This is a genomic window from Streptomyces sp. NPDC006872 (assembly GCF_040635845.1).
Classification (GTDB): Bacteria; Actinomycetota; Actinomycetes; order Streptomycetales; family Streptomycetaceae; genus Streptomyces.
The window spans coordinates 274,011-298,776 of record NZ_JBEYIL010000006.1; the positions used below are offsets into that span (position 1 = coordinate 274,011).

Consider the following 24,766-nt stretch of genomic DNA (forward strand, 5'->3'; position numbering starts at 1 on the left):
TGCGTCCGGTCGCGGTCATTCGTACGCCCCCAGGCGGTCGATGGCTGATTCCACGGCGTTCCACGCGGTCTGCCCGAGGCCGCAGATCGAGGCGTCGCGCATCGCGCGGCCCACCTCGCGCAGGAGGGCGATGTCGCCGGCGGCGTCGGCGCCGGTCCGTGCCACGATCCGGTGCAACGCCTCCTCCTGCCGCACGGTCCCGACCCGGCAGGGCACGCACTGCCCGCACGACTCGTCCCGGAAGAACTCGGCGATCCGCAACAGCAGTCGGGGCAGCGGGACCGTGCCGTCGAAGGCCATCACGACCCCTGACCCGAGCGTGGTGCCCGCCTCCCGGGTGCCCTCGAAGGTCAGTGGGATGTCGAGTTCGTCGGGCCGTACGAAGCCGCCGGCCGCGCCGCCGAGCAGCACGGCGCGCAGGCCCTCGCGGACCCCGGCGAGCTCGAGGAGTTCGCCCAGCGTCGCGCCGAAGGGCAGTTCGTAGACGCCGGGGCGGCCGACGCTGCCCGATACGCAGAACAGCTTGGGGCCGGTGGACCTGGCCGTGCCGACGGCCGCGTAGGCCGGAGCGCCCATGGTGAGGATCGGCAGCACGTTGACCAGCGTCTCCACGTTGTTCTCGACCGTCGGCTTCCCGAACAGGCCCTTCTCCACGGGGAACGGCGGCTTCGAGCGCGGTTCGCCCCGGTAGCCCTCGATGGAGTTGAACAGGGCCGTCTCCTCGCCGCAGATGTACGCGCCCGCGCCCCGGCGGATCTCGATGTCGAAGGCGTAGCCCTGGCCGAGGATGTCGTCGCCGAGCAGCCCGCGCTCACGTGCCCGGTCGACCGCATACTGCATACGGTATATCGCACGCGGATACTCGCCGCGGAGATACAGATAGCCCTTGTGGGCGCCGATCGCATACGCCGCGACCGTCATCGCCTCCACCAGGGCGTACGGGTCGCCCTCCATCAGCACGCGGTCCTTGAAGGTGCCGGGCTCGGATTCGTCCGCGTTGCACACCAGATAGTGCGGGTGGTCGGGCTGGGACGCCGTGGCCTGCCACTTACGGCCGGTGGGGAAGGCGGCGCCGCCCCGCCCCAGCAGCCCGGAGTCGGTGACCTCGCGGATGACCGCGGCCGGACCGAGCGCGAAAGCCCGGCGCAGCGCCGTGTACCCGCCGTGCGCCCGGTAGTCGTCGAGCGACGACGGATCCACCGCACCGACCCGGCCGAGCAGGGTCAGCGACGGGTTCCCGGCCTGGGGCACCGCCGTCGCCGCGGGCGGTTCCTCGGCCGCCGAGTCGGGCGCGCTCGCGGCGAGCACGGCCGTCTCGACGCTCGCCGGCGCCGACACCGCCGTACGCACCGGATCGCCCGCCTTGATCGCGAGCGCGGCCGGGGCGCGCTCGCACAGGCCGAGGCAGGGGCTGCGCTCCACGCGGACACCGCCGCCCGGGCCCAGGCGTCCCTCGATCCCGGCGCACAGCTCCGAGGCTCCCACGGCCGTGCAGGCGAGGTCCGTGCACACGTGCAGCACCGTCGCCGGCCGCGGTCCGACCGAGAACATCGCGTAGAAGGTGGCGACGCCGTACGCCTCCGCCGGGGGCACGGTCAGGCGGCGGCACAGATAGTCGAGGGCGCCCTCGCTGATCCAGCCGACCCGGTCGTTGACGGCGTGCAGCCCCGGCAGCAGCAGTTCGCGGCGGTCCCGGGCCTCGCGTCCGCCCCGGGCCCATCTGAGATCGGCGGCCCGCATCCCGTCGCGGTCGGCGCCCTCCCATGAGGACAACGGCGGGCCCAACAGGGCGTCCACGGCAGCCCGTTCCTCATCCGTCGGCTTGCTGTCGCCGAAGTGCAGGTCCACGACATCACCTCACCTGGGTCGGGGCCAGAAGCTTCTCGATCCGGATCGCCGACGCCTTGAACTCCGCCGTCCCCGCGATCGGGCAATTCGCCTCGATCGTCAGCTGGTTGGTGTCCACCTCGTCGGGAAAGTGCATGGTCATGAAGGCGAGCCCGGGCCGCAGGGCGGTGTCGACCCAGACGGGCGCCACCACGGATCCACGCCGCGAGGTCACCCGGACCTCCTCGCCGACGACGATTCCGTAGCGCTCCGCGTCCTCCGGGCACAGCTCGACGAACTCGCCGCGCCGCAGCGGGGAGGCGAAACTCCCACTCTGCACACCGGTGTTGTAGGAGTCGAGCCGACGGCCGGTCGTCAGCCGGATCGGGTACTCCTCGTCCGTGAGGTCGACCGGCGGGTCGTGCCGGACGATCCCGAACGGCGCCCGCCTGCCTCGCCGCTGCGGCTCCTTCTCCCACAACCGGCCGTGCAGATAGGTGGGTTCGAGTCGCTCGGTGCTCGGACACGGCCACTGGATGCCCTGGTGCTCCGCCAGCCGGTCGTACGTCATGCCGTAGTGGTCCGGGGACACCGACCTCAGCTCGTTCCAGACCGCCTCGGCGTCCGCGTACTTCCACTCGTGACCGAGCCGTGCCGCCAGATCGCAGAGGATGTCGATGTCCTCGCGCGCCTCACCGGGCGGGGTGACGGCGCGCCGCACCCGCTGAACTCGACGTTCGCTGTTGGTGGTTGTGCCGTTCGTCTCCGCCCAGCCGGCCGTCGCGGGCAGCACGACGTCCGCCAACTCCGCTGTCTTCGTGAGGAAGATGTCCTGCACGACGAGGAAGTCGAGGGCCCGCATACGGCGTATCGCCTGCTCGCTGTCCGCCTCCGACTGCGCGGGGTTCTCCCCGATGCAGTAGACGGCCTTCAGCGAGCCCTCCTCCATCGCCTCGAACATCTCCGTCAGGTTCAGCCCGTAGTGCGGCTGGATGACGGTGTCCCAGGCCGACTCGAACCTGAGCCGGGCGTCCGGGTCGAGGATGTCCTGGAAGCCGGGCAGCCGGTTGGGGATCGCCCCCATGTCACCGCCGCCCTGGACGTTGTTCTGCCCGCGCAGGGGCTGCAGACCGGAGCCGTACCGGCCCACGTGCCCGGTCAGCAGCGACAGGTTGATGAGCGCGCGCACGTTGTCCGTGCCGTTGTGGTGCTCGGTGATGCCGAGGGTCCAGCAGAGCTGGGCCCGCTCGGCGCGGGCGTAGGCGTGCGCCAACTCCCTTATGGCGGCGGCCGGTACGCCCGTCACCTTCTGCGCGAGGGACAGCGTCCAGGGTTCGACCAGCGCCCTGTACTCCTCGAAGTCGCGGGTCGCCCGCTCGACGAACGCCTCGTTGACCAGACCCGCCTGGATGATCTCGCGGCCGATGGCGTGCGCCATCGGGATGTCCGTGCCCACGTTGAGGCCGAGCCAGCTCTCCGCCCACTCGGCGGTGGACGTCCGCCGCGGGTCGACCGCGTACATCCGGGCGCCGTTCCGGATCCCCTTCAGCGCATGCTGGAAGAAGATCGGATGGGCGAAACGGGCGTTGGAACCCCACATCACGATGACGTCGGTGTGCTCGATCTCCTCGTAGGACGACGTCCCGCCGCCGGAGCCGAAAGCGGCCGACAGACCCGCGACACTCGGGGCGTGGCAGGTGCGGTTGCACGAGTCGACGTTGTTGGTGCCCATGACGACCCGGGCGAACTTCTGGGCCACGTAGTTCATCTCGTTGGTCGCGCGGGCGCAGGAGAACATGCCGAACGCGCCGCGGTTGCGCCGCAGGCCCAGCGCGGTGCGCTCCAGAGCCTCCTCCCAACTCGCCTCTCGGAACGGCTCGTTGCGGGAGTCCCTGACCAGTGGTCGGGTGAGCCGGGTGTAGGTCTTCGGGGTCCGGTCGCGTTTGCTCATGCGGCACTCCTCAGCGCGAGCAGGTCCGAGATGGCGTGCACGGTGCGCAAGGTGGGCACCCGGACGCCGGTGATCTCCGCCAACTCGACGACGGCCGCGAGGAGTACGTCGAGTTCGAGCGGCTTGCCGCGCTCCAGGTCCTGGAGCGTGGAGGTGCGGTGGTCGCCGACCTTCTCCGCGCCGGCGAGGCGGCGTTCGATGGAGACGCCCACCTCGCAGCCGAGGGCCTCGGCGACGTCGAGCGTCTCGCGCATCATCGTCTCGATGACCTCGCGGGTGCCGCCGTGCAGGCACATCTGCCGCATGGTCGCGCGGGCCAGTGCGCTGATCGGGTTGAAGGAGATGTTGCCCAGCAGCTTGAGCCAGATGTCGTTGCGCAGGTCCGGCTCCACCGGGCACTTCAACCCGCCCGCCTGCATGGCCTCGCTGAGCGCCAGACAACGCACCGAGACGCTCCGGTCGGGCTCGCCGATGGAGAACCGGGTGCCCTCCAGATGCCGTACGACGCCCGGGCCTTCGAGCTCGGTGGCCGCGTAGACCACGCAGCCGACGGCCCGTTCGGGCGCGAGCACCGCACTGACCGCGCCGTCCGGGTCCACGCTCTCGACGCGTCGGCCGTCGTGGGGGCCGCGGTGCCGGTGGAAGTACCACCAGGGGATGCCGTTCTGGGCCGCGACGACCGCGGTGGAGTCGTGCAGCAGGGGCTCGATCAGCGGCCCGCACGCCGCGTACGAGTTCGCCTTGAGACCGAGGAAGACGAAGTCGACCGGGCCGATCTCCGTCGGGTCGTCGGTGGCGTGGGCGCGGGCGGTGAAGTCGCCGCGCGGACTGAGCACCCGCACCCCGCTGCGCCTCATGGCCGCGAGATGCGGTCCACGGGCGACGAGATGCACGTCGGCGCCTGCGCGGTGGAGCGCTGCACCGACGTAGGCGCCGATCGCACCGGCGCCGAGGACTGCGACTTTCATTGCGAGGGAGCTCCGTTCGGTCGAGGGTACCGAGGAACTGCCGAACTCTGTCGACGAAATATTGTCTACAGTATGGAGGTTGGGGCGGCAAGGGTTCGCGCAGCGTCGGCGGCGGGGACTGCGGCCGAGGGACCTCGGAAACCGGTCGGTCCGACCGTTCGCCGCAGCCCCCATACCGTTCAGCGAATGCTGTCGACGCGCCGCCTTCTCAACGCCCTTGCCGGTTCCTACTGTTCAGGATTTATGAGTCCCCCCGTCGCGCCGCCAGGCTGGAGCCGCTGGCTCGTCCCCCCGGCCGCCCTCTCGGTTCACCTCTCCATCGGCCAGGCCTACGCGTGGTCCGTGTTCAAACCGCCACTGGAGTCCGCCCTCGACCTCAGCGGTACGCAGAGCGCGCTCCCGTTCCAGCTCGCCATCGTGATGCTCGGCCTCTCCGCGGCCTTCGGCGGCACGCTGGTGGAGCGCAACGGGCCGCGCTGGGCGATGACCGTCGCCCTGGTCTGCTTCTCGTCCGGCTTCCTGATCTCCGCGCTCGGCGCCGCCACCGAGCAGTACTGGCTGATCGTCCTCGGCTACGGCTTCGTCGGCGGAATCGGCCTCGGAATCGGTTACATCTCGCCCGTCTCCACACTGATCAAGTGGTTCCCGGATCGTCCCGGCATGGCCACCGGCATCGCCATCATGGGCTTCGGCGGTGGCGCGCTCATCGCCTCGCCCTGGTCGGCGCAGATGCTGGAGTCGTTCGGCTCCGACAGCTCAGGGATCGCGGTCGCGTTTCTCGTACACGGGCTTTCGTATGCGGTATTCATGACGCTGGGCGTCCTGCTGGTGCGGGTGCCGCGCGGCGAGCGGCCGGTCGCGGGCGCGCCGAGCGCGGTCGAGGGCGTGCAGGTCTCGGCGCGCAGTGCGGTGCGCACCCCGCAGTTCTGGTGCCTGTGGGTCGTGCTCTGCATGAACGTGACCGCGGGCATCGGCATCCTGGAGAAGGCCGCGCCGATGATCACGGACTTCTTCGCCGACACCTCCACGCCGGTGTCGGTGACCGCGGCCGCCGGCTTCGTCGCCCTGCTGTCCGCGGCGAACATGGCCGGCCGGATCGGCTGGTCGTCGACCTCCGACCTGATCGGACGCAAGAACATCTACCGCGTGTACCTGGGCGCCGGCGCCCTGATGTACGCCCTGATCGCGCTCATCGGCGACTCGTCGAAGCCGTTGTTCGTCCTGTGCGCGCTGGTGATCCTCTCCTTCTACGGCGGCGGCTTCGCGACGATCCCCGCCTACCTCAAGGACCTGTTCGGGACCTACCAGGTCGGCGCGATCCACGGCCGTCTGCTCACCGCCTGGTCCACCGCCGGCGTCCTCGGCCCGCTGATCGTCAACTGGATCGCCGACCGGCAGGAGGAGGCCGGAAAGCACGGCGCGTCGCTGTACACCCTGTCCCTGTTCATCATGATCGGGCTGCTGGCCGTCGGATTCGTCGCCAACGAACTCGTCCGGCCCGTCGACGCCCGTCACCACGTTCCCGCACAGAGGGAGGCCGCCGATGTCGAACGACAGCAGCCCGAGTCCGCAGCCTGACCGGCGGCCGTTGATCGCCTTCGCCTGGCTGTGGGTGGGGGCGCCGCTCGCCTACGGGCTGTATGAGCTGGTACGGAAGGCGACGCAGTTGTTCACCGGGTAGCGGCAGCGGCACGGCGCGTGTTCGGCAGGTAGGTGTTCGGCGGCTGCTCGGGCGGTCGAGGGCTATGGGGAAGCCGACAACCCGGGAACCGGTTTCCTGTCGCTTCACGCGCCCTCGTACCGGTGAGTCACTGATCAGACTGGTGGATCCCGCTACCCACGGCAACGAGGGGGACCCCCCAATGAACGGCTCACGCATCGCCGCCGTCGGCCACTACCAGCCCGCCAAGGTGCTCACCAACGAGGATCTGGCGCGCCTGGTCGACACCAGTGACGAGTGGATCAGGAGCCGGGTGGGCATCCGCACGCGCCACATCGCCGGCCCCGACGAGCCCGTGGACGAGCTGGCCGCGCACGCCGCCGCCAAGGCCCTCGCGACGGCCGGCCTCACGCCGGGCGACATCGACCTGGTGCTGGTGGCGACCTCGACGGCCATCGACCGCTCGCCCAACATGGCAGCCCGGGTCGCGGCCCGCCTCGGCATCCCGGGGCCGGCCGCGATGGACGTCAACGTCGTCTGCGCCGGTTTCACGCACGCGTTGGCCACCGCCGACCACACCGTCCGTGCGGGCGCCGCGACCCGCGCCCTGGTCATCGGCGCCGACAAGATGTCCGAGGTGACCGACTGGAGCGACCGCACCACCTGCGTGCTCGTCGGCGACGGAGCGGGCGCCGCCGTGGTCGAGGCCTGTCCCGACGGCGTCGAGCCCGGCATCGCGCCCGTGCTGTGGGGCTCGGTGCCCGAGATGGGGCACGCGGTGCGCATCGAGGGGCAGCCGCCGCGGTTCGCGCAGGAGGGGCAGAGCGTCTATCGCTGGGCCACCACCCAGCTGCCGCCGCTCGCCCGGCAGGCCTGTGAGCGGGCCGGACTCACTCCCGAGGACCTCGCGGCCGTCGTCCTGCACCAGGCGAACCTGCGCATCATCGAACCCCTCGCGCAGAAGATCGGCGCGGTCAACGCGGTGGTCGCGCGTGACGTCACCGAATCGGGTAACACCTCCGCCGCCAGCATTCCGCTCGCCTTCTCCAAGCTCGTCGAGCAGGGCGCCGTCTCCACGGGGGACCCGGTGCTGCTGTTCGGCTTCGGCGGCAATCTGTCGTACGCGGGACAGGTCGTGCGCTGCCCGTGAACGAGGGGTGGGACGCAGTCGGCGGGCAGGTCGTGCGGGTGGTCGCGGCATAGTGTGACGCGATCGACTGCTCCCGGCTCTGGTCTACTGTGCGCCGTAGACTGTAGACGAAAGACAATCGATACTCGGCTGTAGACAGTCGTGCCCGTCGCTCGGCTGCGGACAGCTGATGCGTCGGTCGATAGATGGCTTTCCGTCTGCAGTTGTCCGGTGTTGCTCAGGAGGGGGACCGACCGATGTTGTCGCCAGGACTGCCACAGGGTGCGGTGCCCAAGCTCGAACGGCCGGGCCCGCTGCGCGACCGCGTCTACGAGGCACTGCTCGAACTGATCACCACACGCGCCCTCCAGCCCGGCCAGCACCTGGTCGAGAGTGAGCTCGCCACGCACCTAGGCGTCTCACGACAGCCGGTGCGCGAGGCGCTGCAGCGGCTGAACACCGAGGGGTGGGTCGATCTCAGGCCCGCCCAGGGCGCGTTCGTGCACGAGCCGACCGAGGACGAGGCGGACCAACTCCTCACCGTTCGTACGCTGTTGGAGGCTGAAGCCGCGAGGCTCGCCGCCGCGCACGCGGACAAGGCCGGCATCGAGGCCCTGGACGAGATCGTGGCGCAGGGAATGATGGCCGTGGCCCGCGACGACGTGGACGCCGCGGTCGCCCTGAACGCCCGCTTCCACGCGAAGGTCATCGAGCTGGCGGGCAACGCGGTCCTCGCGGAGCTGGCGTCGCAGGTCGACCGCCGGGTGCGCTGGTACTACACGCCGGTCGCGCGCCAGCGCGGCCACCAGTCCTGGATCGAGCACCGCGATCTGATCGCCGCGATCGTCGCCCACGACGAGCAGTTGGCCACCCAGCTGATGCGTGAGCACACCGAGCACACCCGTCGCTCGTACCACGCCCGCGCCACGTCCTGAGCGCCTGCGGGGCGCCTGCCCCGCAGGACTCGATCGGCGGCATGCTCCCATCGACACCCTTACCGGCACGGTGAGTTCGGCGACCGCCGATGCGCCGTGCCGGGGTTCCCGCCTGTCCCGGCTCGGCGCACGTCTGCGGCAGCCGCACTGCACCGCACTGCACCGCTCTGCTGCGCCAGATCTTTGTCCTGGGAGTGGAGAAAGTTGACAGCAATCCGTGCACATCTTCTTCCCAGGTTCGGCAGCCGCTGCTACGTTCCCTTCGAAAGCCCGACGCTGGTGGCCGAATTGAGGCGGGGAGGGGTTCGTGAGACGTATGACGGCACGACCCGCGAACGCTCATCAGGCCCGTCTGCTCAAGCTGTTGCGGGACAGCGGCCCCAACTCCCGTGCCCAACTGGGTGATCAGGTCGACCTGTCACGGTCCAAGCTGGCGGTGGAGGTGGACCGGCTCCTGGAGACGGGGCTGGTCGTGGCCGACGGACTCGCCGCCTCGCGCGGCGGCCGCCGCTCCCACAACGTCCGGCTCAACCCGGGGCTGCGCCTGCTCGGCGTCGACATCGGCGCGACCTCGGTCGACGTCGCCGTCACCAACGCCGAACTGGAGACCCTCGGACACCTCAACCAGCCCCTCGACGTACGTGAAGGACCGGTCGCGGTCTTCGAGCAAGTCCTGTCCATGGCAGCGAAGTTGAGGGCGACGGGGCTCGCCGAAGGCTTCGACGGCGCCGGCATCGGCGTACCCGGGCCGGTCCGCTTCCCCGAAGGCGTGCCGGTCGCGCCGCCGATCATGCCGGGCTGGGACGGCTTCCCCGTACGGGAGGCGCTCAGCCAGGAGCTCGGCTGCCCGGTCATGGTCGACAACGACGTGAACCTCATGGCGATGGGGGAGCAGCACGCGGGCGTCGCCCGTACCGTCGCCGACTTCCTCTGCGTCAAGATCGGCACCGGTATCGGCTGCGGCATCGTCGTCGGCGGCCAGGTCTACCGCGGTACGACCGGCAGCGCGGGGGACATCGGGCACATCCAGGCCGTGCCCGACGGCCGTCCGTGCGCCTGTGGCAACCGCGGTTGCCTGGAGGCCTACTTCAGCGGCGCGGCCCTGGCCCGTGACGCGGTGGAAGCGGCCCAGCAGGGCCGCTCGGCGGAACTCGCGGCACGGCTGGAGACGAACGGCGGCCTCACCGCCGTCGACGTCGCCGCCGCGGCCGCCGCGGGCGACGCCACCTCCCTCGAGATGATCCGGGACGGTGGCAATCGCGTCGGCCAGGTCATCGCCGGACTCGTCTCGTTCTTCAATCCCGGCCTGGTGGTGATCGGCGGTGGGGTGACCGGCCTCGGCCACACCCTGCTCGCCGCGATCCGCACCCAGGTGTACCGCCAGTCGCTGCCGCTCGCGACCGGCAACCTGCCCATCGTTCTGGGGGAGTTGGGCCCCACCGCCGGTGTGATCGGCGCGGCCCGACTGATCAGCGACCACCTGTTCTCACCCGCATAGATCAGCTGCCTGTCTCCTACCTGCCACCCGCTACCCGACACACGGTTTCGGCAAGCCCGCAGTCGATCCCGTTGACACGGTTCACCGGCACGCGCCCTGCTCGACCCTGCCCTGAGAACGACGACCTGTTCTGCCCTGACTCCGGCCCGCCCGCCCGCCGAGGGGAACCCACATGGCATCACCACCACCGCTGCTCAGCATGTCCGGCATCACCAAGTCCTTTCCCGGAGTACGGGCGTTGGACGGCGTCGACCTCGACGTCCAGGCCGGCGAAGTGCACTGTCTGCTCGGCCAGAACGGTGCCGGGAAGTCCACCCTCATCAAGGTCCTGGCCGGCGCGCACCAGCCCGACGACGGCGTCATCCGCTGGCAGGGCGACCCCGTCACGCTCCGCTCCCCCATTGCCGCCATGCGGCTGGGCATCGCCACCATCTACCAGGAACTCGACCTGGTGGAACACCTTTCGGTGGCCGAGAACGTCCACCTGGGACATGAGCCCACGGCCGCCGGGTTCGTCGTACGGGGCAAGGCGGCCCGCGCTTCGACGGCCGTTCTGCTGAAGCGACTTGGGCACCCCGAGATCGAACCGGCGCGTCCGGTGGGCGAGTTGTCGGCAGCGCAGCAGCAGATCGTCTCCATGGCGCGGGCCCTCTCCCACGACGTACGGCTCATCGTGATGGACGAACCGTCCGCCGCCCTCGACCCCGACGAGGTCGACAACCTGTTCCGCATCGTCGGCGGCCTGACCGCCGACGGAGTGGCCGTCGTCTACATCTCGCACCGCCTGGAGGAGATCCGCCGCATCGGCGACCGCGTGACCGTGCTGAAGGACGGACGGGCGGTGGCGGGCGGGCTGCCCGCCAAGGCCACGCCGACACGGGAGGTCGTGGCGTTGATGACGGGGCGCAACGTCGAGTACGTCTTCCCCGAGCGGCCGTCGGACGACGCGGCGGCAGCAGCCGGGGCCGGGAAGCCGGTGCTGGAGGTGCGAGGGCTCGCCCGGGACGGCGAGTTCGCGTCCCTCGACCTGACCGTGCGGCCCGGAGAGATCGTCGGGCTGGCCGGGTTGGTCGGCTCGGGACGCTCGGAGATCCTGGAGACGATCTACGGAGCGCGAAAGCCCAGCGCGGGGCAAGTCCTGGTCGACGGACGGCCGTTGCGCCCCGGCAGCGTGCCCGCGGCCGTACGGGCCGGGCTCGGGCTCGCCCCCGAGGAACGCAAGGCGCAGGCCCTGCTGATGCTGGAGTCCGTCACCCGCAATGTCTCCGTCTCCTCCATGTCCCGTTTCTCGCGCGGGGGTTGGATCGACCGGCGGGCCGAACGGGGGGCGGCGCGGGCCGCGACACGTGAGCTGTCCCTACGCCCCGACAACCCGTCCGTCCCCGTGCGCACCCTGTCCGGCGGCAACCAGCAGAAGGCCGTCCTGGCCCGCTGGCTGCTGCGCGGCTGCCGGGTGCTGCTGCTCGACGAGCCGACGCGCGGCGTCGACGTCGGCGCCCGCGCCGAACTGTATGCAGTCGTCCGTCGACTGGCGGACGAAGGCCTCGCCGTGCTGCTGGTCTCCAGCGAGGTGCCCGAGGTGCTCGGCCTCGCCGACCGCGTGCTGGTGCTCCGAGAGGGCCGCGTCGTCCACACGGCGCCCGCTCGTGAGCTGGACGAACACCGCGTACTCGATCTCGTCATGGAAGGAAGTCCGGCGTCATGACGCAGCCCGTCTCCCCACCGCGGGACAGCACCGACAAGGTGCCGCAGATCCCGCCTCCCGCCTGGCGCACCCTGATGGCCCGCACCGACGTCCGCACCCTCTCCCTGCTGGGCGTGCTCGCCGCGCTCGTCGTGATCGGCGGGATCACCAAGCCGGACGAGTTCCTCGACACCCGCAATCTGCAACTCGTCCTCACCCAGGCCTCGGTGATCGGCGTCGTCACCGTCGGCATGACCTTCGTGATCACCTCCGGGGGGATCGACCTCTCGGTCGGCGCGATCGTCGCCCTCTCCTCGGTGTGGGCCACCACGGTCGCCACCCAGGAATACGGTTTCGCGGGCATTTTCTTCACCGCGGTGATCGTCGGCGTGGGCTGCGGCCTGGTCAACGGACTGCTCATCGCGTACGGGGGGATGGTGCCGTTCATCGCGACGCTCGCCATGCTGGCCTCCGCCCGCGGACTGGCGCTGCAGATCACGGACGGCCGGACGCAGATCGTGACGGTCGAGGGCATCCTCGACCTGGGCGAGCGCGACTCATATGTGCTCGGCGTTCCGCCGCTGGTGATCGTCTTCGCCATTGTGACGATCATCGGCTGGCTGGTGCTGAACCGCACCACCTTCGGCCGGCGCGCGGTCGCCGTCGGCGGCAACGCGGAGGCCGCCCGGCTCGCCGGCATCGACGTACGCCGCCAACGGCTGTACCTCTACCTGCTGTCCGGCCTGTGCTGCGGCATCGCGGCCTTCCTGCTGATCATCCTGTCCGGATCGGGCCAGAACACCAACGGAAACCTCTACGAGCTCGACGCCATCGCGGCCGCGATCATCGGCGGCACGCTGCTCACCGGGGGGCGCGGCACCATCACCGGCTCCGTGCTCGGCGTACTGATCTTCACCACGATCACCAACATCTTCGCCCTGAACAACCTGCAGAGCGACGTCCAGCAGATCGCCAAGGGCGCGATCATCGTCGCTGCCGTGCTGGTCCAGCGCCGTACCGCGAGCACGACCTGAGGAAAGGGTTCATCGCCATGCCAGAGCCGACACCTTATCCGAGCCGCTTCACCAGTCGCAGAAACATGCTCTTCGGGGCCGCCGCCGTCTCCGCCGGCACCCTCCTCGTGGGTTGCACCAGCAACGAATCCAAGGACGAGGAACCGGCGGCGAACGACCAGCCGGCCGCCGACGACAAGCCCGGCAAGCAGGTCACCATCGGTTTCGCCGGACCGCAGGCCGACCACGGCTGGCTCAACGCCATCAACGACAACGCCACGAGCCGTGCGAAGAAGTACTCGGACGTGAGCCTGGAGATCACCGAGGGCTCGAACGACACCGCCCAGCAGATCGGCCAGATCGAGACCCTCATCAACAAGAAGGTCGACGTCCTGGTCGTACTGCCCGCCGACGGCAAGGCCCTCACCCAGGTCGGCCTGAAGGCGATGCGCGCGGGCATCCCCGTGGTCAACCTCGACCGGATCTTCAACACCCCCCAGGCGTACCGGTGTTGGGTCGGCGGAGACAACTACGGCATGGGGCTCAACGCAGGCCACTACATCGGCGAGAAACTCAAGGGCAAGTCCGACGCCCGTGTGATCGAGCTGGCCGGCCTGGACAACCTGGAGCTCACCAAGCAGCGCACCAAGGGCTTCGACGACGCTCTGAAGAACTACCCCAACATCAAGAAGGTGGCCCGTCAGGCCGCCGAGTTCACGGTCGAGTCGGGGCAGGCCAAGATGGCCCAGCTCCTGCAGGCGCAGCCCAAGTTCGACGCGTTGTGGAACCACGACGACGACCAGGGCGTGGGCGCGCTGCGCGCCATCGAGCAGGCCGGGCGCGACGACTTCATGATGGTCGGCGGCGCGGGCGCCCTGGCCGCCTTCCAGGCGATCAAGGCGGACAGCGGCGTCCTGAAGGCAACCGTTCTCTACCCGCCGACCATGGCCGCCTCAGCGATCGACCTCGCCCGCGCACTGGGTCAGGGCAAGGGCGTCGGAGGTCTCGCCGAGTACGAAATCCCCGCCTCGATCACCCTCTACTCGGCGGTCGTCGACAAGACCAACGTCGACCAGTACATGTCCACCGGCTTCAAGTAGGACGCGCCCGGTCCGACCGGCGGGAGCCGCCCACCGGGGACGGGTGCAGGGCAGGGGCACGGGTCAGGAGCACTGGGCACGGGCCGTGGGCCGGCGGGGCGAGATCCACGGCTTCCGGTGCAGGAGCCATCGGCACCAGGCAGGCGCGTTCCGGACGGCGGTGTCGGAGGCCGCGGGCTCCTCACCGTGGGGGCCACGGGTTGCGGACGGCCGGGGGCTGCCCGACGGACCGACGTGCTCGACGGGCTGGCGTGTCCATCGGCCGACGTGCTCATCGGCCGACCTGCTCATTGGCCGACGGGTCCGGCCGAGGCGGCCAAGACGCGAGCGATCGCGGTCCGTCCTGGCGGGCCCCGCCCGACTCGGCCCGAGCGCCTCCCGGGCGGTGCCACCGGCTCCCGCCAGGGGTCCGTCGGCGGACGGTCCGCCCCTGAGCCCGACGGCGTCCCACCCCCCACCGTGCCACGACGACGAGGAGGACAACCGTATGGAACAGCCGCAGCAGTCAGCAGGACCGGAGGCCGGCAAGCCGCCGCTCCGTGTGGGGATGGTCGGTTACGCGTTCATGGGCGCCGCCCACTCCCAGGGCTGGCGCACCGCGGGGCGCGTCTTCGATCTGCCCCGCCGTCCGGTCCTCGCCGTGATCTGCGGCCGCGACGCCTCCGCCGTGCGCGCGGCGGCCGATCGGCACGGCTGGGCGGCGACCGAGACCGACTGGCGTGCCATGATCGCCCGGGACGACGTCGACCTGGTCGACATCTGCACCCCCGGCGAATCGCACGCCGAGATCGCCGTCGCCGCGCTGGCCGCCGGCAAGCACGTGCTGTGCGAAAAGCCCCTCGCGAACACCGTCGAGGAAGCCGAGACCATGGCGCGCGCCGCCGAAACCGCCTACGAGCGCGGTCAGTTGGCGATGGTCGGCTTCAACTACCGTCGCGTCCCGGCCACCGCCCTGGCCCGGCGCATGGTCGCCGAGGGACGGCTGGGAACCCTGCGCCATGTGCGGGTGACCTACCTTCAGGACTGGCTCGTGGACCCGGAGTTCCCGCTGACCTGGCGACTGCGCAGGGAACTGGCCGGCTCCGGGGCCCTCGGCGACCTCGGCGCGCACATCGTCGACCTCGCTCAACACCTGGCGGGGGAACGGCTCGCCGGAGTCTCCGCGCTCACCGAGACCTTCGTACGGCAGCGACCGCTGCCCGGCGGTCCGACGAGCGGGCTGAGCGCGACGTCCGCCGACGGCGTCGGCACGGTCACCGTCGACGACGCCGCCCTCTTCACCGGCCGCTTCACCTCCGGGGCGCTGGCCTCCTTCGAGGCGACCCGGTTCGCCACGGGCCGCAAGAACGCGCTGCGCCTCGAACTCAACGGTGAGCGCGGCTCGTTGGCGTTCGACCTGGAGCGCCTCAACGAACTGTGGTTCCACGACGCCACCGAACCCGGCACACACGCGGGCTTTCGTCGCATCCTCGTCACCGAACCCGACCACCCCTACCTGGACGCCTGGTGGCCGCCGGGCCATGGCCTCGGTTACGAGCACACGTTCATCCACCAGGCGCGCGATCTGGTCCACGCCGTCGCCGAGGGCCACCGGCCCGAGCCGTCCTTCGCCGACGGGCTGCAGGTGCAGCGCGTCCTGGCGGCGGTCGAGGAGAGCGCCGAAAAGAACTCCGTCTACACCCCGATAGCGGACTGAGGACCGAGGAGGGCCTGGAGCATGCCGCGCACATTCACACTTTTCACCGGCCAGTGGGCCGACCTGCCCCTGGAGGAAGTCTGCCGCCTCGCCCGCGACTTCGGCTACGACGGCCTCGAACTCGCCTGCTGGGGCGACCACTTCGAGGTGGACAAGGCGCTTGCGGACCCGGACTATGTGAAGTCCCGCCACCAACTCCTCGACAAGTTCGGCCTCAAGTGCTGGGCCATCTCCAACCACCTGGTGGGGCAGGCGGTGTGCGACGCCATCATCGACGAACGCCACCAGGCCATCCTGCCCGCCCGCATCTGGGGCGACGGTGAGCCGGAGGGTGTGCGGCGGCGGGCCGCCGCCGAGATCGCCGACACCGCGAGGGCCGCGGCGGCCTTCGGGGTCGACACGGTGATCGGCTTCACCGGCTCCGCCATCTGGCACCTGGTCGCCATGTTCCCGCCCGCCCCCGAGTCGATGATCGCGCGCGGCTACGAGGACTTCGCCGAGCGCTGGAACCCGATCCTCGACGTCTTCGACGCGCAGGGCGTGCGGTTCGCGCACGAGGTCCACCCCAGCGAGATCGCATACGACTACTGGACGACGGTACGCACACTGGATGCAGTCGACCGTCGACCGGCTTTCGGCCTCAACTTCGACCCCAGTCACTTCGTGTGGCAGGACCTCGACCCGGTCGGCTTCCTGTGGGACTTCCGCGACCGCATCTACCACGTGGACTGCAAGGAGGCCCGCAAGCGCCTCGACGGTCGCAACGGTCGCCTCGGCTCCCATCTGCCCTGGGGCGACCCGCGCCGCGGCTGGGACTTCGTCTCCGCCGGCCACGGCGACGTCCCCTGGGAGGACGTCTTTCGCATGCTGCGCTCCATCGACTACCAGGGTCCGATCTCCGTGGAGTGGGAGGACGCCGGCATGGATCGACTGCAGGGCGCCCCGGAGGCCCTGACCCGTCTCAAGGCCTACGACTTCGAACCGCCGTCCGCCGCTTTCGACGCGGCCTTCGGCAACTGAGCCCGACTGGGCCCGACTGGGCCCGGATCAACACTCTCTGACGTTCTGTCAGGAACGGTCGCAAACCTCGCGACCGAGTAGTCCCTGACGCTCCACCGGTCTCCGGGATGACGGCGCATCCCGGCGCACGCACCCGCCCGTACAACCAGCCCCTTCCTGGAGGCATCCGTGCACGGGAACGACCCCACCACCGGCACCCGCAGAGCCGAGACCCACAGACGACGCCCTTCGCTGCGCAGAGCGATCGCCCTCCTGAGCGGCGCGCTGCTGGCCGGCGCGTCCCTCACCCTCACCACACCCCAGGCCGGCGCAGCCGTCGCCGACCCGGTGGTCGCGGCCGCCGAGGACTTCCAGCAGGTCACCCTGGCCAAGGGGGAGGCCGAGGTCGGCGAGCCCATGTCGCTCGCGGTGTTGCCCGACCGCTCGGTCCTGCACACCTCGCGCGACGGCGAACTCCGCATCACCGACGCCGCCGGCAACACCCGGCTGGCGGGCAAGCTCGACGTCTACTCCCATGACGAGGAGGGCCTCCAAGGCATCGGCGTGGACCCGGAGTTCACGGCCAACCGCTTCATCTACCTCTACTACGCACCGCCGTTGGACACCCCGGCGGGCGACGCTCCCGAGACCGGAACGGCCGCCGACTTCGCCCCCTTCGACGGCGTCAACCGCCTCTCCCGCTTCGTGCTGAAGACGGACGGAACCCTCGACGCGGCGAGCGAGACGAAGATCCTCGACGTGCCCGCGTCGCGCGGTCTGTGCTGCCATGTCGGTGGTGACATCGACTTCGACGCGGCGGGAAACCTGTACCTGTCCACGGGCGACGACACCAACCCCTTCCAGTCGGACGGCTTCACACCGATCGACGATCGCGAGGGCCGCAACCCCGCCTTCGACGCCCGCCGTTCCTCCGGAAACACCAACGACCTGCGCGGCAAGATCCTGCGCATCAAGGTGAACGCCGACGGCTCCTATGCCATCCCCGACGGCAACCTCTTCGCGCCCGGCACGGACAAGACGCGGGCCGAGATCTATGCGATGGGGTTCCGCAACCCGTTCCGCTTCAGCGTCGACAAGGCCACCGGCATCCTCTACGTCGGCGACTACGGTCCCGACGCCGGCGCCGCCGATCCGGCCCGCGGACCGGCCGGCCAGGTCGAGTTCGCCCGCGTCACCGGCCCCGGCAACTTCGGGTGGCCGTTCTGCACGGGAGACAATGACCCGTATATCGCATACGATTTCGCGACCGGTGTCTCCGGCGCCCCCTTCGACTGCGACGCCCCGAAGAACACGTCGCCGCACAACACCGGCCTCACCGACCTGCCCCCGGCCCAGCCCGCCTGGATCCCGTACAACGGCCCGTCGGTACCCGACCTCGGCGACGGTTCGGAGTCCCCGATGGGCGGCCCCGTCTACCACTACGACGCCTCGCTCGACTCGCCGGTGAAGTTCCCGGAGGCCTACGACGGCGACTTCTTCGCCGGGGAGTTCGGCCGCCGCTGGATCAAGCGCATCACCAGCGACGCGAACGGCGCCGTGCAGTCGATCAACTCCGTCCCGTGGACCGGCACCCAGGTGATGGACATGGCGTTCGGGCCCGACGGTGCGCTGTACGTCCTCGACTACGGCACCGCCTGGTTCGGCGGTGACGAGCACTCGGGTCTGTACCGCATCGAGAACGCCACCGACGGCCACTCCCCGGTCGCCCAGGCCGCGGCCGACCGCACGTCGGGACAGGCCTCTCTGAAGGTGCGTTTCTCCTCCGCCGGCAGCACCGACCAGGACGGCGACGCACTCACCTACAGCTGGGACTTCGGCGACGGCGGCACCTCGACGGCGGCGAACCCCACCCACAGGTACAAGAAGAACGGCACGTACACCGCGACCCTGACCGCCGAGGACGCCTCCGGCCGCACCGGCGGCGCGAGTGTGCAGATCGTCGTGGGAAACACGGCGCCCGAGGTGGTCCTGGAGACCCCGAAGGACGGGCAGCTGTTCAGCTTCGGCGACGCGATCCCGTTCAAGGTGAAGGTCACCGACCCTGAGGACGGCCGGGCGATCGACTGCTCCAAGGTCGAGGTCACCTTCGTCCTCGGTCACGACAGCCACGGCCACCCGGTGACGTCGGCGACCGGCTGCACCGGAACCCTCCAGACCAGTGCCGACGGCGGGCACGACGAGGACGCCAACATCTTCGGGGTCCTCGACGCGGAGTACACCGACGGCGGAGGCGGCGGCCAGGCCGCGCTCACCTCGCACGACCAGAGCGTCCTCCAGCCGCGCCACCGTCAGGCCGAGCACTTCGGCGACGCCTCCGGTGTCACGGTCATCGCCAAGGACGTCGCCCACGGCGGCAGGACGGTCGGCGACATCGACAACGGCGACTGGATCTCCTTCACGCCGTACGTCGTCGGCAACGCCAAGAAGATCACGGCACGTGTCTCCTCGGGCGGCGCGGGCGGACGGCTGGAGATCCGCGCCGGCTCGCCGACCGGCACCCTGCTCGGCAAGGTCGCCGTCCCGGTGACCGGCGGCTGGGAGGCCTTCCAGGACGTCAGCGCCGACCTGTCCCGCACACCGCGCGGCACCACCACGCTCTACCTCGTCTTCAAGGGCGGCTCCGGAGCTCTCTTCGACGTGGACGACTTCACCTTCACGACCGGCTGAGAGGAGGGCACGTGATGCCTGCAACCCGCAGACTGGCGACCGTGGCAGTGGGCGCGGCGCTCCTCCTCGGCAGCCTCTCGGGCCCGGCCGCCTCGCACTCCGGGGCCGACGCGAAAGGGGACGGCGCGAAACGCGTACTGGTCTTCTCGAAGACGGCCGGTTTCCGGCACGACTCGATCCCGGACGGCGTCACGGCGGTGCGGGAGCTCGGCGCGGCTGGCGGCTTCAGGGTCGACGCGACGGAGGACGCCGGCGCGTTCACGCCGGCGAACCTGCGGCGCTACGACGCCGTCGTCTTCCTGTCGACGACCGGGGACGTCCTGGACGCCGCCCAACAGGCCGCCTTCGAGGGCTACATCCGGCACGGCGGCGGCTACGTCGGAGTCCACGCGGCGGCCGACACCGAGTACGACTGGGCGTTCTACGGCGGCCTCGTCGGCGCCTGGTTCGAGTCGCACCCGGCGATCCAGCCCGCGACGGTCGACGTGGAGGACCGGGCCCACCCGGCGACCTCCGGACTCGATCGCACCTGGAGCCGCACCGACGAGTGGTACAACTACCGCTCCGATCCGCGCGAGCGGGTTCACGTCCTGGCCTCGCTCGACGAGTCGTCCTACACGGGCGGCACCATGAACGGCGACCATCCGATCGCCTGGTGCCAGAACTACCAGGGCGGCCGCGCCTTCTACACCGGAGGCGGCCACACGAAGGAGTCCTACGGGGATCCGGTATTCCGTAGACACCTGCTGGGCGGGATCCTGTATGCAGTCGACGGAATGCAGGCGGACTGTCGACCGGAGAACGGATACCGTCCGCTGTTCGACGGCACGTCTCTGGAAGGCTGGCGACAGGCCGGACCCGGCTCCTTCACCCTCTCCGACGACGGCACGTTGACGTCGACGGGCGGCATGGGCCTGCTCTGGTACGCGGATCGGAGTTTCGGGGCGTACTCCCTGAAGCTCGACTGGAGGACCACGGCCGGCGATCCGGGCGGCTCCGGTGCTGGTGCCGGCTCCGGATCCGGCTCCGGAGAGGACAACTCCGGTGTGTTCGTCGGCTTCCCGCCGTCGGACGACCCGTGGTCCGCCGTGAACAACGGATACGAGATCCAGATCGACGCCACCGACGTTCCCGAGAGAACCACCGGGTCGGTCTACGGCTTCCAGTCCGCCGACCTGAAGAAGCGGGACCGTGCGCTGAACGCGCCGGGGGAGTGGAACACGTACGAGATCCGCGTGGAGGGCGAGCGCCTGCGCGTCTGGCTCAACGGCGTGAAGATCAACGATTTCACCAACACCGATCCGGCCCGGAGCCTGCGCGACGGACACCTCGGCCTGCAGAACCACGGAGCCGACGACCAGGTGTCCTTCCGTGACGTCCGGATCAAGGAACTGCCCGGCAGGGAACGGCCCGTACAGGGCGACTGAACGGCGGCGGGCGGGGGACGCCGGACCCCCGCCCGCCGTCACCACCCTGCCCCTCTCCCAGCGGTGGACCTCCGGCTGGCCCGCCCGCCCTTCCTCCTCGTTCTCCGGGGTTCGCGCACGACAAGGAGGCTGCTCATGTCCGTGTCCCTCTCCCGTATCCCGCGCGTCGGCGTCTGGCTGATCGGGGCCCGCGGTTCCGTGGCCACGACCGTGGTCGCGGGGCACGCCGCCGTCACGGCAGGCCTGCATCCGCCGACGGGCCTGGTCACCGAGACGCCCGCCTTCGCCGACAGCGGCCTGCCGGCCCTGTCCTGTCTCGTGTTCGGCGGACACGACACGACCGACTGCCCCCTGCCCAAACGCGCCGAGCAGCTCGCGGCCGGCGGAGTCCTCCCGTTCGGTCTCCCCAGGGCGGTCGACGCGGAACTCACCGCCGCCGACCGGGAGATCAGACCCGGTGGCCCCGCCCCGGGGGACACCCGGACCGAGGAACAGCTGATCGCAGCCTTCGCCGCCGACATACGGGACTTCGTGCGACGGTCCGGGCTGGCGCGTGCGGTGGTGGTGAACGTGGCCTCCACGGAACCCGCGGCGACCGGCCCCGCGCTCCCGCCGAGCTCGCTGTACGCGGCGGCCGCCCTGCGCGCGGGCTGCCCGTACGTGAACTTCACCCCGTCCACGGGGCTGCACCATCCGGCGCTCGCCTCCTTGGCGGAGTCCAGCGGGCTGCCCTACGCAGGCCGCGACGGCAAGACCGGCCAGACGCTCCTGCGCTCCGCCCTCGGTCCGATGTTCGCCGGGCGGGCGCTCGCCGTCCGGGCCTGGTCCGGCGCCAACCTGCTGGGCGGCGGCGACGGAGCCGCCCTGGCCGACCCGGCCGCGGCCGAGGCGAAGAACGCGGGCAAGGAACGCGTCCTCGCCGACACGCTGGGCACCGCTCCCGAGGGCCGGGTCCACATCGACGACGTCCCCGTCCTGGGGGAGTGGAAGACGGCCTGGGACCATGTCGCCTTCGACGGTTTCCTCGGCACCCGCATGGTCCTCCAGACCATCTGGCAGGGCTGCGACTCCGCGCTCGCGGCGCCCCTCGTCCTCGACCTGGCCCGCCTCGCGGCCCGGGCCCACGAAGTGGCCCTGTCCGGACCGCTCACCGAACTCGCCTACTTCTTCAAGGACCCCGTGGGCGACGCGTCGTCGGCCCTGGCCGAGCAGCACACGGAACTGGAGCGGTTCGCCCAGCGGTTGAAGGGCGGACTCGGCGAATCCGGCGAATCAGGTGAATCAGGTGAAGGTGCCGAGGGCACCGAGGGCGGCGGCCGCGGCGGACGGGAGACCCCCGAGGCGCGGCGCGAGTCCGGGACGAGGCCCGGCGGAGAGACGGGGTGAGCGGGGTGAGCGGGGTGAGCGGGGTGAGCGGGGACGGAACGGCGGCGCGTGGAGTCGTCGGGTACGCGGAGGCGGAGACCGCCCGGCCCCCGCTCCGCTTCGGCTACGGCACCAACGGCCTCGCCGATCTCCGCCTCGACGACGCCCTCGGCCTCCTCGCCGACCTCGGCTACGACGGCGTCGGACTGACGCTCGACCACATGCACCTCGACCCGCTCGCCCCGGACCTCCCCGCCCGCACCCGACGCCTCGCGCGGCGGCTGGACGCGCTCGGGCTCGGCGTCACCGTGGAGACCGGCGCCCGCTATGTCCTCGACCCGCGCCGCAAGCACGGGCCGTCCCTGCTGGACCCGGAGCCGGACGACCGCGCCCGCCGCGTCGACCTGCTGCTGCGCGCCGTCCGGATCGCCGGCGACCTCGGCGCGCACGCCGTCCACTGCTTCAGCGGGACGACGCAGCCGGGCACCGATCCGGAGACGGCATGGCAGCGCCTCGCCGACACGCTCGCCCCCGTCCTGGACGCCGCGGCAACCGCAGGCATCCCCCTCGCGATCGAACCCGAACCCGGCCACCTCCTCGCGACGCTCGCCGACTTCCACCGGCTGCGCCGCAGCCTCGGCGACCCGGCGTCCCTCGGCCTCACCCTCGACATCGGCCACTGCCAGTGCCTCGAACCACTCCCTCCCGCCGACTGCGTCCGTGCCGCCGGCCCCTGGCTGCGGCACGTCCAGATCGAGGACATGCGCCGTGACGTCCACGAACACCTCCCGCTCGGAGAGGGCGAGATCGACTTCCCGCCCGTCCTCGCGGCCCTGGCCGCCACCGGCTACCGCGGGCTGACGGTGGTCGAACTGCCCCGCCACTCCCACGCCGGCCCGCACTACGCCGAACTCTCCCTCCCGTTGCTCCGTCGCGCGGCGGCATGCGCCGAGGCCATCGACCGCACGTCCGCCGCCCCGCCTCCGGGCCGCCCCCACCCGGCCGCGAACCCGCCTGCAGCACCACCCGGCGAGCCCTCCGCCACCCCGGAAGGGAGCACCCCATGACCCACCCCCACGCCGCCCCGGCGACCCCGGCGACCCCGGAAGCGGAACAGACGGGCCCCACCCCCGCCCGCACTCCCCTCGACGCCCTGCGCAGCCAGCTCGACACCCGGCTCGACGATGCCGCTCGCGCCTGGTTCGGCCAGGCTCTCGACGAGGCGGCCGCCCACCCCGGCACCCACGGACCCATCTCCGTATGGGAGTTGAGGCTCGCCGAGGCCGGACGCCGCTGCGGCAGTCGGTACGCCGATGCCGCCCGCGTGCTCATCCTCCACGCCGCCCACGCCGACCCGGCCGCCCTGGCCCGCGTCTACTACCAGGGCACCGCCGACGAGCGGCGCGCGGTCCTGCACGCGCTGCCCCACCTGGTGCCCGGCCCCGAGGCCCGCCCGCTCGTCGAGGACGCCCTGCGCACCCACGACACCCGCCTCCTGGCCGCCGCGGTCGGCCCCTACGCGGCCCGCCACCTCGACGCCCATGCCTGGCGGCACGCCGTCCTGAAGTGCCTGTTCGTCGGGGTGCCCGTCGACGAGGTGGCAGGCCTCGAACAGCGCGCCCGCGCCGACGGCGAACTCGCCCGCATGCTCGGCGACTACGCCGCCGAACGCACCGCCGCCGGCCGCCCCGTACCCGGTGACCTGCAACGCGTCCTGGCGCTGACCGACACAGGCACGCCCGCCCCGCCCACCCCGCCTGCCGTGCCCTCCCGCCCGAAACCCCCTGCACAGACCACGCAGCCGTCACGCACCGCCAGCCCGGACGAGGCAAGCAGCCCGGACGAGGCAAGCAGTTCGGAAGAGGCAAACAGTTCGGACGAGGCAAGCAGCCCCGACAGCCCAGATCTCCACCGCACGGACCTCCACGGCACGGGAAGTCTCCACCGCCCGGCCCACCCCCACGGCAAGGAGTCCTGATGCGCATCTTCGACCCCCACATCCACATGACCTCGCGCACCACCGACGACTACCGGGCGATGCACGCGGCCGGCGTCCGTGCCGTCGTGGAGCCGTCGTTCTGGCTGGGCCAGCCCCGCACGTCCCCGGCGTCGTTCTTCGACTACTTCGACTCCCTCCTCGGGTGGGAGCCCTTCCGGGCCGCCCAGTACGGCATCGCCCATCACTGCACGCTCGCCCTCAACCCGAAGGAGGCGAACGACCCGCGCTGCGCGGCCGTCCTTCAGGAGCTGCCCCGCTATCTGGTCAAGGACCACGTCGTGGCCGTCGGCGAGATCGGCTACGACTCGATGACCCCCGCCGAGGACGCAGCCCTGGCCGCCCAGCTCCAACTGGCCGCCGAGCACGCCCTGCCCGCGCTCGTGCACACCCCGCACCGCGACAAGCTCGCCGGCCTGCGCCGCACCCTCGACGTCGTGCGGGAGTCCGCCCTGTCCCCGGACCGGGTCCTGCTCGACCACCTCAACGAGACCACCGTGAAAGAGGCCAAGGACGCCGGCTGCTGGCTGGGCTTCTCCATCTATCCCGACACCAAGATGGACGAGCACCGCATGATCGAGATCCTGCGCGCGCACGGCCCGGAGCAGACGCTGGTGAACTCGGCGGCGGACTGGGGCAGGAGCGACCCCCTCAAGACGCGCAGGGTCGCCGACCTGATGCTCGCGGAGGGCTTCTCCGAGGACGACGTCGATCTCGTCCTGTGGCGCAACCCCGTCGCCTTCTACGGCCTCAGCGGCCGACTTCGCCTCGACGTGGCCACCGCCGACGCCACCCACGAGGGCAACTCCATCCTGCGCGGCGGGGAGTGA

At 71.0% G+C, this 24,766-nt stretch carries 18 protein-coding genes and 1 pseudogene; 16 read left to right on the plus strand and 3 right to left on the minus strand.

Annotated features, from left to right (window positions below; genetic code table 11):
* Nucleotides 1–15: 15 nt before the first annotated feature.
* Genes ABZ725_RS20015 through ABZ725_RS20025 form a run of 3 tightly spaced genes read right to left on the minus strand, consistent with a single transcriptional unit; the run spans nucleotide 16 to nucleotide 4,746 of the window.
* Complete coding sequence (locus ABZ725_RS20015; protein ID WP_358803939.1) at nucleotides 16–1,848, minus strand: NADH-ubiquinone oxidoreductase-F iron-sulfur binding region domain-containing protein; 1,833 nt, start codon at nucleotides 1,846–1,848, stop codon at nucleotides 16–18.
* A 4-nt stretch (nucleotides 1,849–1,852) separates the two neighbouring features.
* Nucleotides 1,853–3,778 carry a molybdopterin-dependent oxidoreductase gene (locus tag ABZ725_RS20020; RefSeq protein WP_358803940.1) on the minus strand — a complete coding sequence of 642 codons (1,926 nt, stop codon included), beginning with the start codon at nucleotides 3,776–3,778 and terminating at the stop codon, nucleotides 1,853–1,855.
* A complete protein-coding gene (locus tag ABZ725_RS20025; RefSeq protein ID WP_358803941.1) occupies nucleotides 3,775–4,746 on the minus strand; it encodes a 2-dehydropantoate 2-reductase in 972 nt (323 codons plus the stop codon). Before ABZ725_RS20025 ends, ABZ725_RS20020 begins: the two co-directional genes overlap by 4 nt.
* A 243-nt stretch (nucleotides 4,747–4,989) precedes the next feature.
* On the opposite strand from ABZ725_RS20025, the gene ABZ725_RS20030 reads away from it, so the two are divergent.
* The 16 genes and pseudogenes from ABZ725_RS20030 (at nucleotide 4,990) to ABZ725_RS20105 (ending at nucleotide 24,766) form a co-directional block, all read left to right on the plus strand.
* On the plus strand, nucleotides 4,990–6,324 hold the full coding sequence (locus ABZ725_RS20030; protein ID WP_358803942.1) for an OFA family MFS transporter: 1,335 nt from the start codon (nucleotides 4,990–4,992) through the stop codon (nucleotides 6,322–6,324).
* Complete coding sequence (locus ABZ725_RS20035; protein ID WP_351914704.1) at nucleotides 6,290–6,427, plus strand: hypothetical protein; 138 nt, start codon at nucleotides 6,290–6,292, stop codon at nucleotides 6,425–6,427. The genes ABZ725_RS20030 and ABZ725_RS20035 overlap by 35 nt, the downstream gene beginning before the upstream one ends.
* 181 nt (nucleotides 6,428–6,608) lie before the next feature.
* Nucleotides 6,609–7,556 (plus strand): beta-ketoacyl-ACP synthase III, encoded by a 948-nt coding sequence (locus tag ABZ725_RS20040; RefSeq protein ID WP_358803943.1) that lies wholly within the window; start codon nucleotides 6,609–6,611, stop codon nucleotides 7,554–7,556.
* A 236-nt stretch (nucleotides 7,557–7,792) separates the two neighbouring features.
* Nucleotides 7,793–8,470 (plus strand): GntR family transcriptional regulator, encoded by a 678-nt coding sequence (locus tag ABZ725_RS20045; protein ID WP_358803944.1) that lies wholly within the window; start codon nucleotides 7,793–7,795, stop codon nucleotides 8,468–8,470.
* Nucleotides 8,471–8,786: 316 nt separating this feature from the next.
* Nucleotides 8,787–9,968, plus strand: a complete 1,182-nt coding sequence (locus ABZ725_RS20050) for an ROK family transcriptional regulator (protein WP_358804146.1) — start codon at nucleotides 8,787–8,789, stop codon at nucleotides 9,966–9,968.
* A gap of 172 nt (nucleotides 9,969–10,140) precedes the next feature.
* Nucleotides 10,141–11,673: a sugar ABC transporter ATP-binding protein gene (locus tag ABZ725_RS20055; protein WP_358803945.1), complete on the plus strand. Its 1,533-nt coding sequence runs from the start codon at nucleotides 10,141–10,143 to the stop codon at nucleotides 11,671–11,673.
* A complete protein-coding gene (locus tag ABZ725_RS20060; protein WP_358803946.1) occupies nucleotides 11,670–12,686 on the plus strand; it encodes an ABC transporter permease in 1,017 nt (338 codons plus the stop codon). Before ABZ725_RS20055 ends, ABZ725_RS20060 begins: the two co-directional genes overlap by 4 nt.
* 17 nt (nucleotides 12,687–12,703) lie before the next feature.
* Nucleotides 12,704–13,765, plus strand: coding sequence for a substrate-binding domain-containing protein (locus ABZ725_RS20065; protein WP_358803947.1), 1,062 nt, complete (start codon nucleotides 12,704–12,706; stop codon nucleotides 13,763–13,765).
* Between the two features lie 487 nt (nucleotides 13,766–14,252).
* Nucleotides 14,253–15,461, plus strand: coding sequence for a Gfo/Idh/MocA family oxidoreductase (locus ABZ725_RS20070; protein ID WP_358803948.1), 1,209 nt, complete (start codon nucleotides 14,253–14,255; stop codon nucleotides 15,459–15,461).
* A 21-nt stretch (nucleotides 15,462–15,482) separates the two neighbouring features.
* Nucleotides 15,483–16,481 (plus strand): sugar phosphate isomerase/epimerase family protein, encoded by a 999-nt coding sequence (locus tag ABZ725_RS20075; protein WP_358803949.1) that lies wholly within the window; start codon nucleotides 15,483–15,485, stop codon nucleotides 16,479–16,481.
* A 168-nt stretch (nucleotides 16,482–16,649) separates the two neighbouring features.
* A complete protein-coding gene (locus ABZ725_RS20080; RefSeq protein ID WP_358803950.1) occupies nucleotides 16,650–19,148 on the plus strand; it encodes a carbohydrate-binding protein in 2,499 nt (832 codons plus the stop codon).
* A gap of 14 nt (nucleotides 19,149–19,162) precedes the next feature.
* Nucleotides 19,163–20,575 (plus strand): ThuA domain-containing protein, encoded by a 1,413-nt coding sequence (locus ABZ725_RS20085; RefSeq protein WP_358803951.1) that lies wholly within the window; start codon nucleotides 19,163–19,165, stop codon nucleotides 20,573–20,575.
* 135 nt (nucleotides 20,576–20,710) lie between these two features.
* Complete coding sequence (locus ABZ725_RS20090) at nucleotides 20,711–21,961, plus strand: inositol-3-phosphate synthase (protein ID WP_358803952.1); 1,251 nt, start codon at nucleotides 20,711–20,713, stop codon at nucleotides 21,959–21,961.
* On the plus strand, nucleotides 21,958–23,007 hold the full coding sequence (locus tag ABZ725_RS20095; protein ID WP_358803953.1) for a sugar phosphate isomerase/epimerase family protein: 1,050 nt from the start codon (nucleotides 21,958–21,960) through the stop codon (nucleotides 23,005–23,007). Before ABZ725_RS20090 ends, ABZ725_RS20095 begins: the two co-directional genes overlap by 4 nt.
* Nucleotides 23,004–23,690: pseudogene (locus tag ABZ725_RS20100) on the plus strand (EboA domain-containing protein); the annotation flags it as partial. The gene ABZ725_RS20095 and the pseudogene ABZ725_RS20100, both read left to right, overlap by 4 nt.
* 227 nt (nucleotides 23,691–23,917) lie before the next feature.
* A complete protein-coding gene (locus tag ABZ725_RS20105) occupies nucleotides 23,918–24,766 on the plus strand; it encodes a TatD family hydrolase (RefSeq protein ID WP_358803954.1) in 849 nt (282 codons plus the stop codon).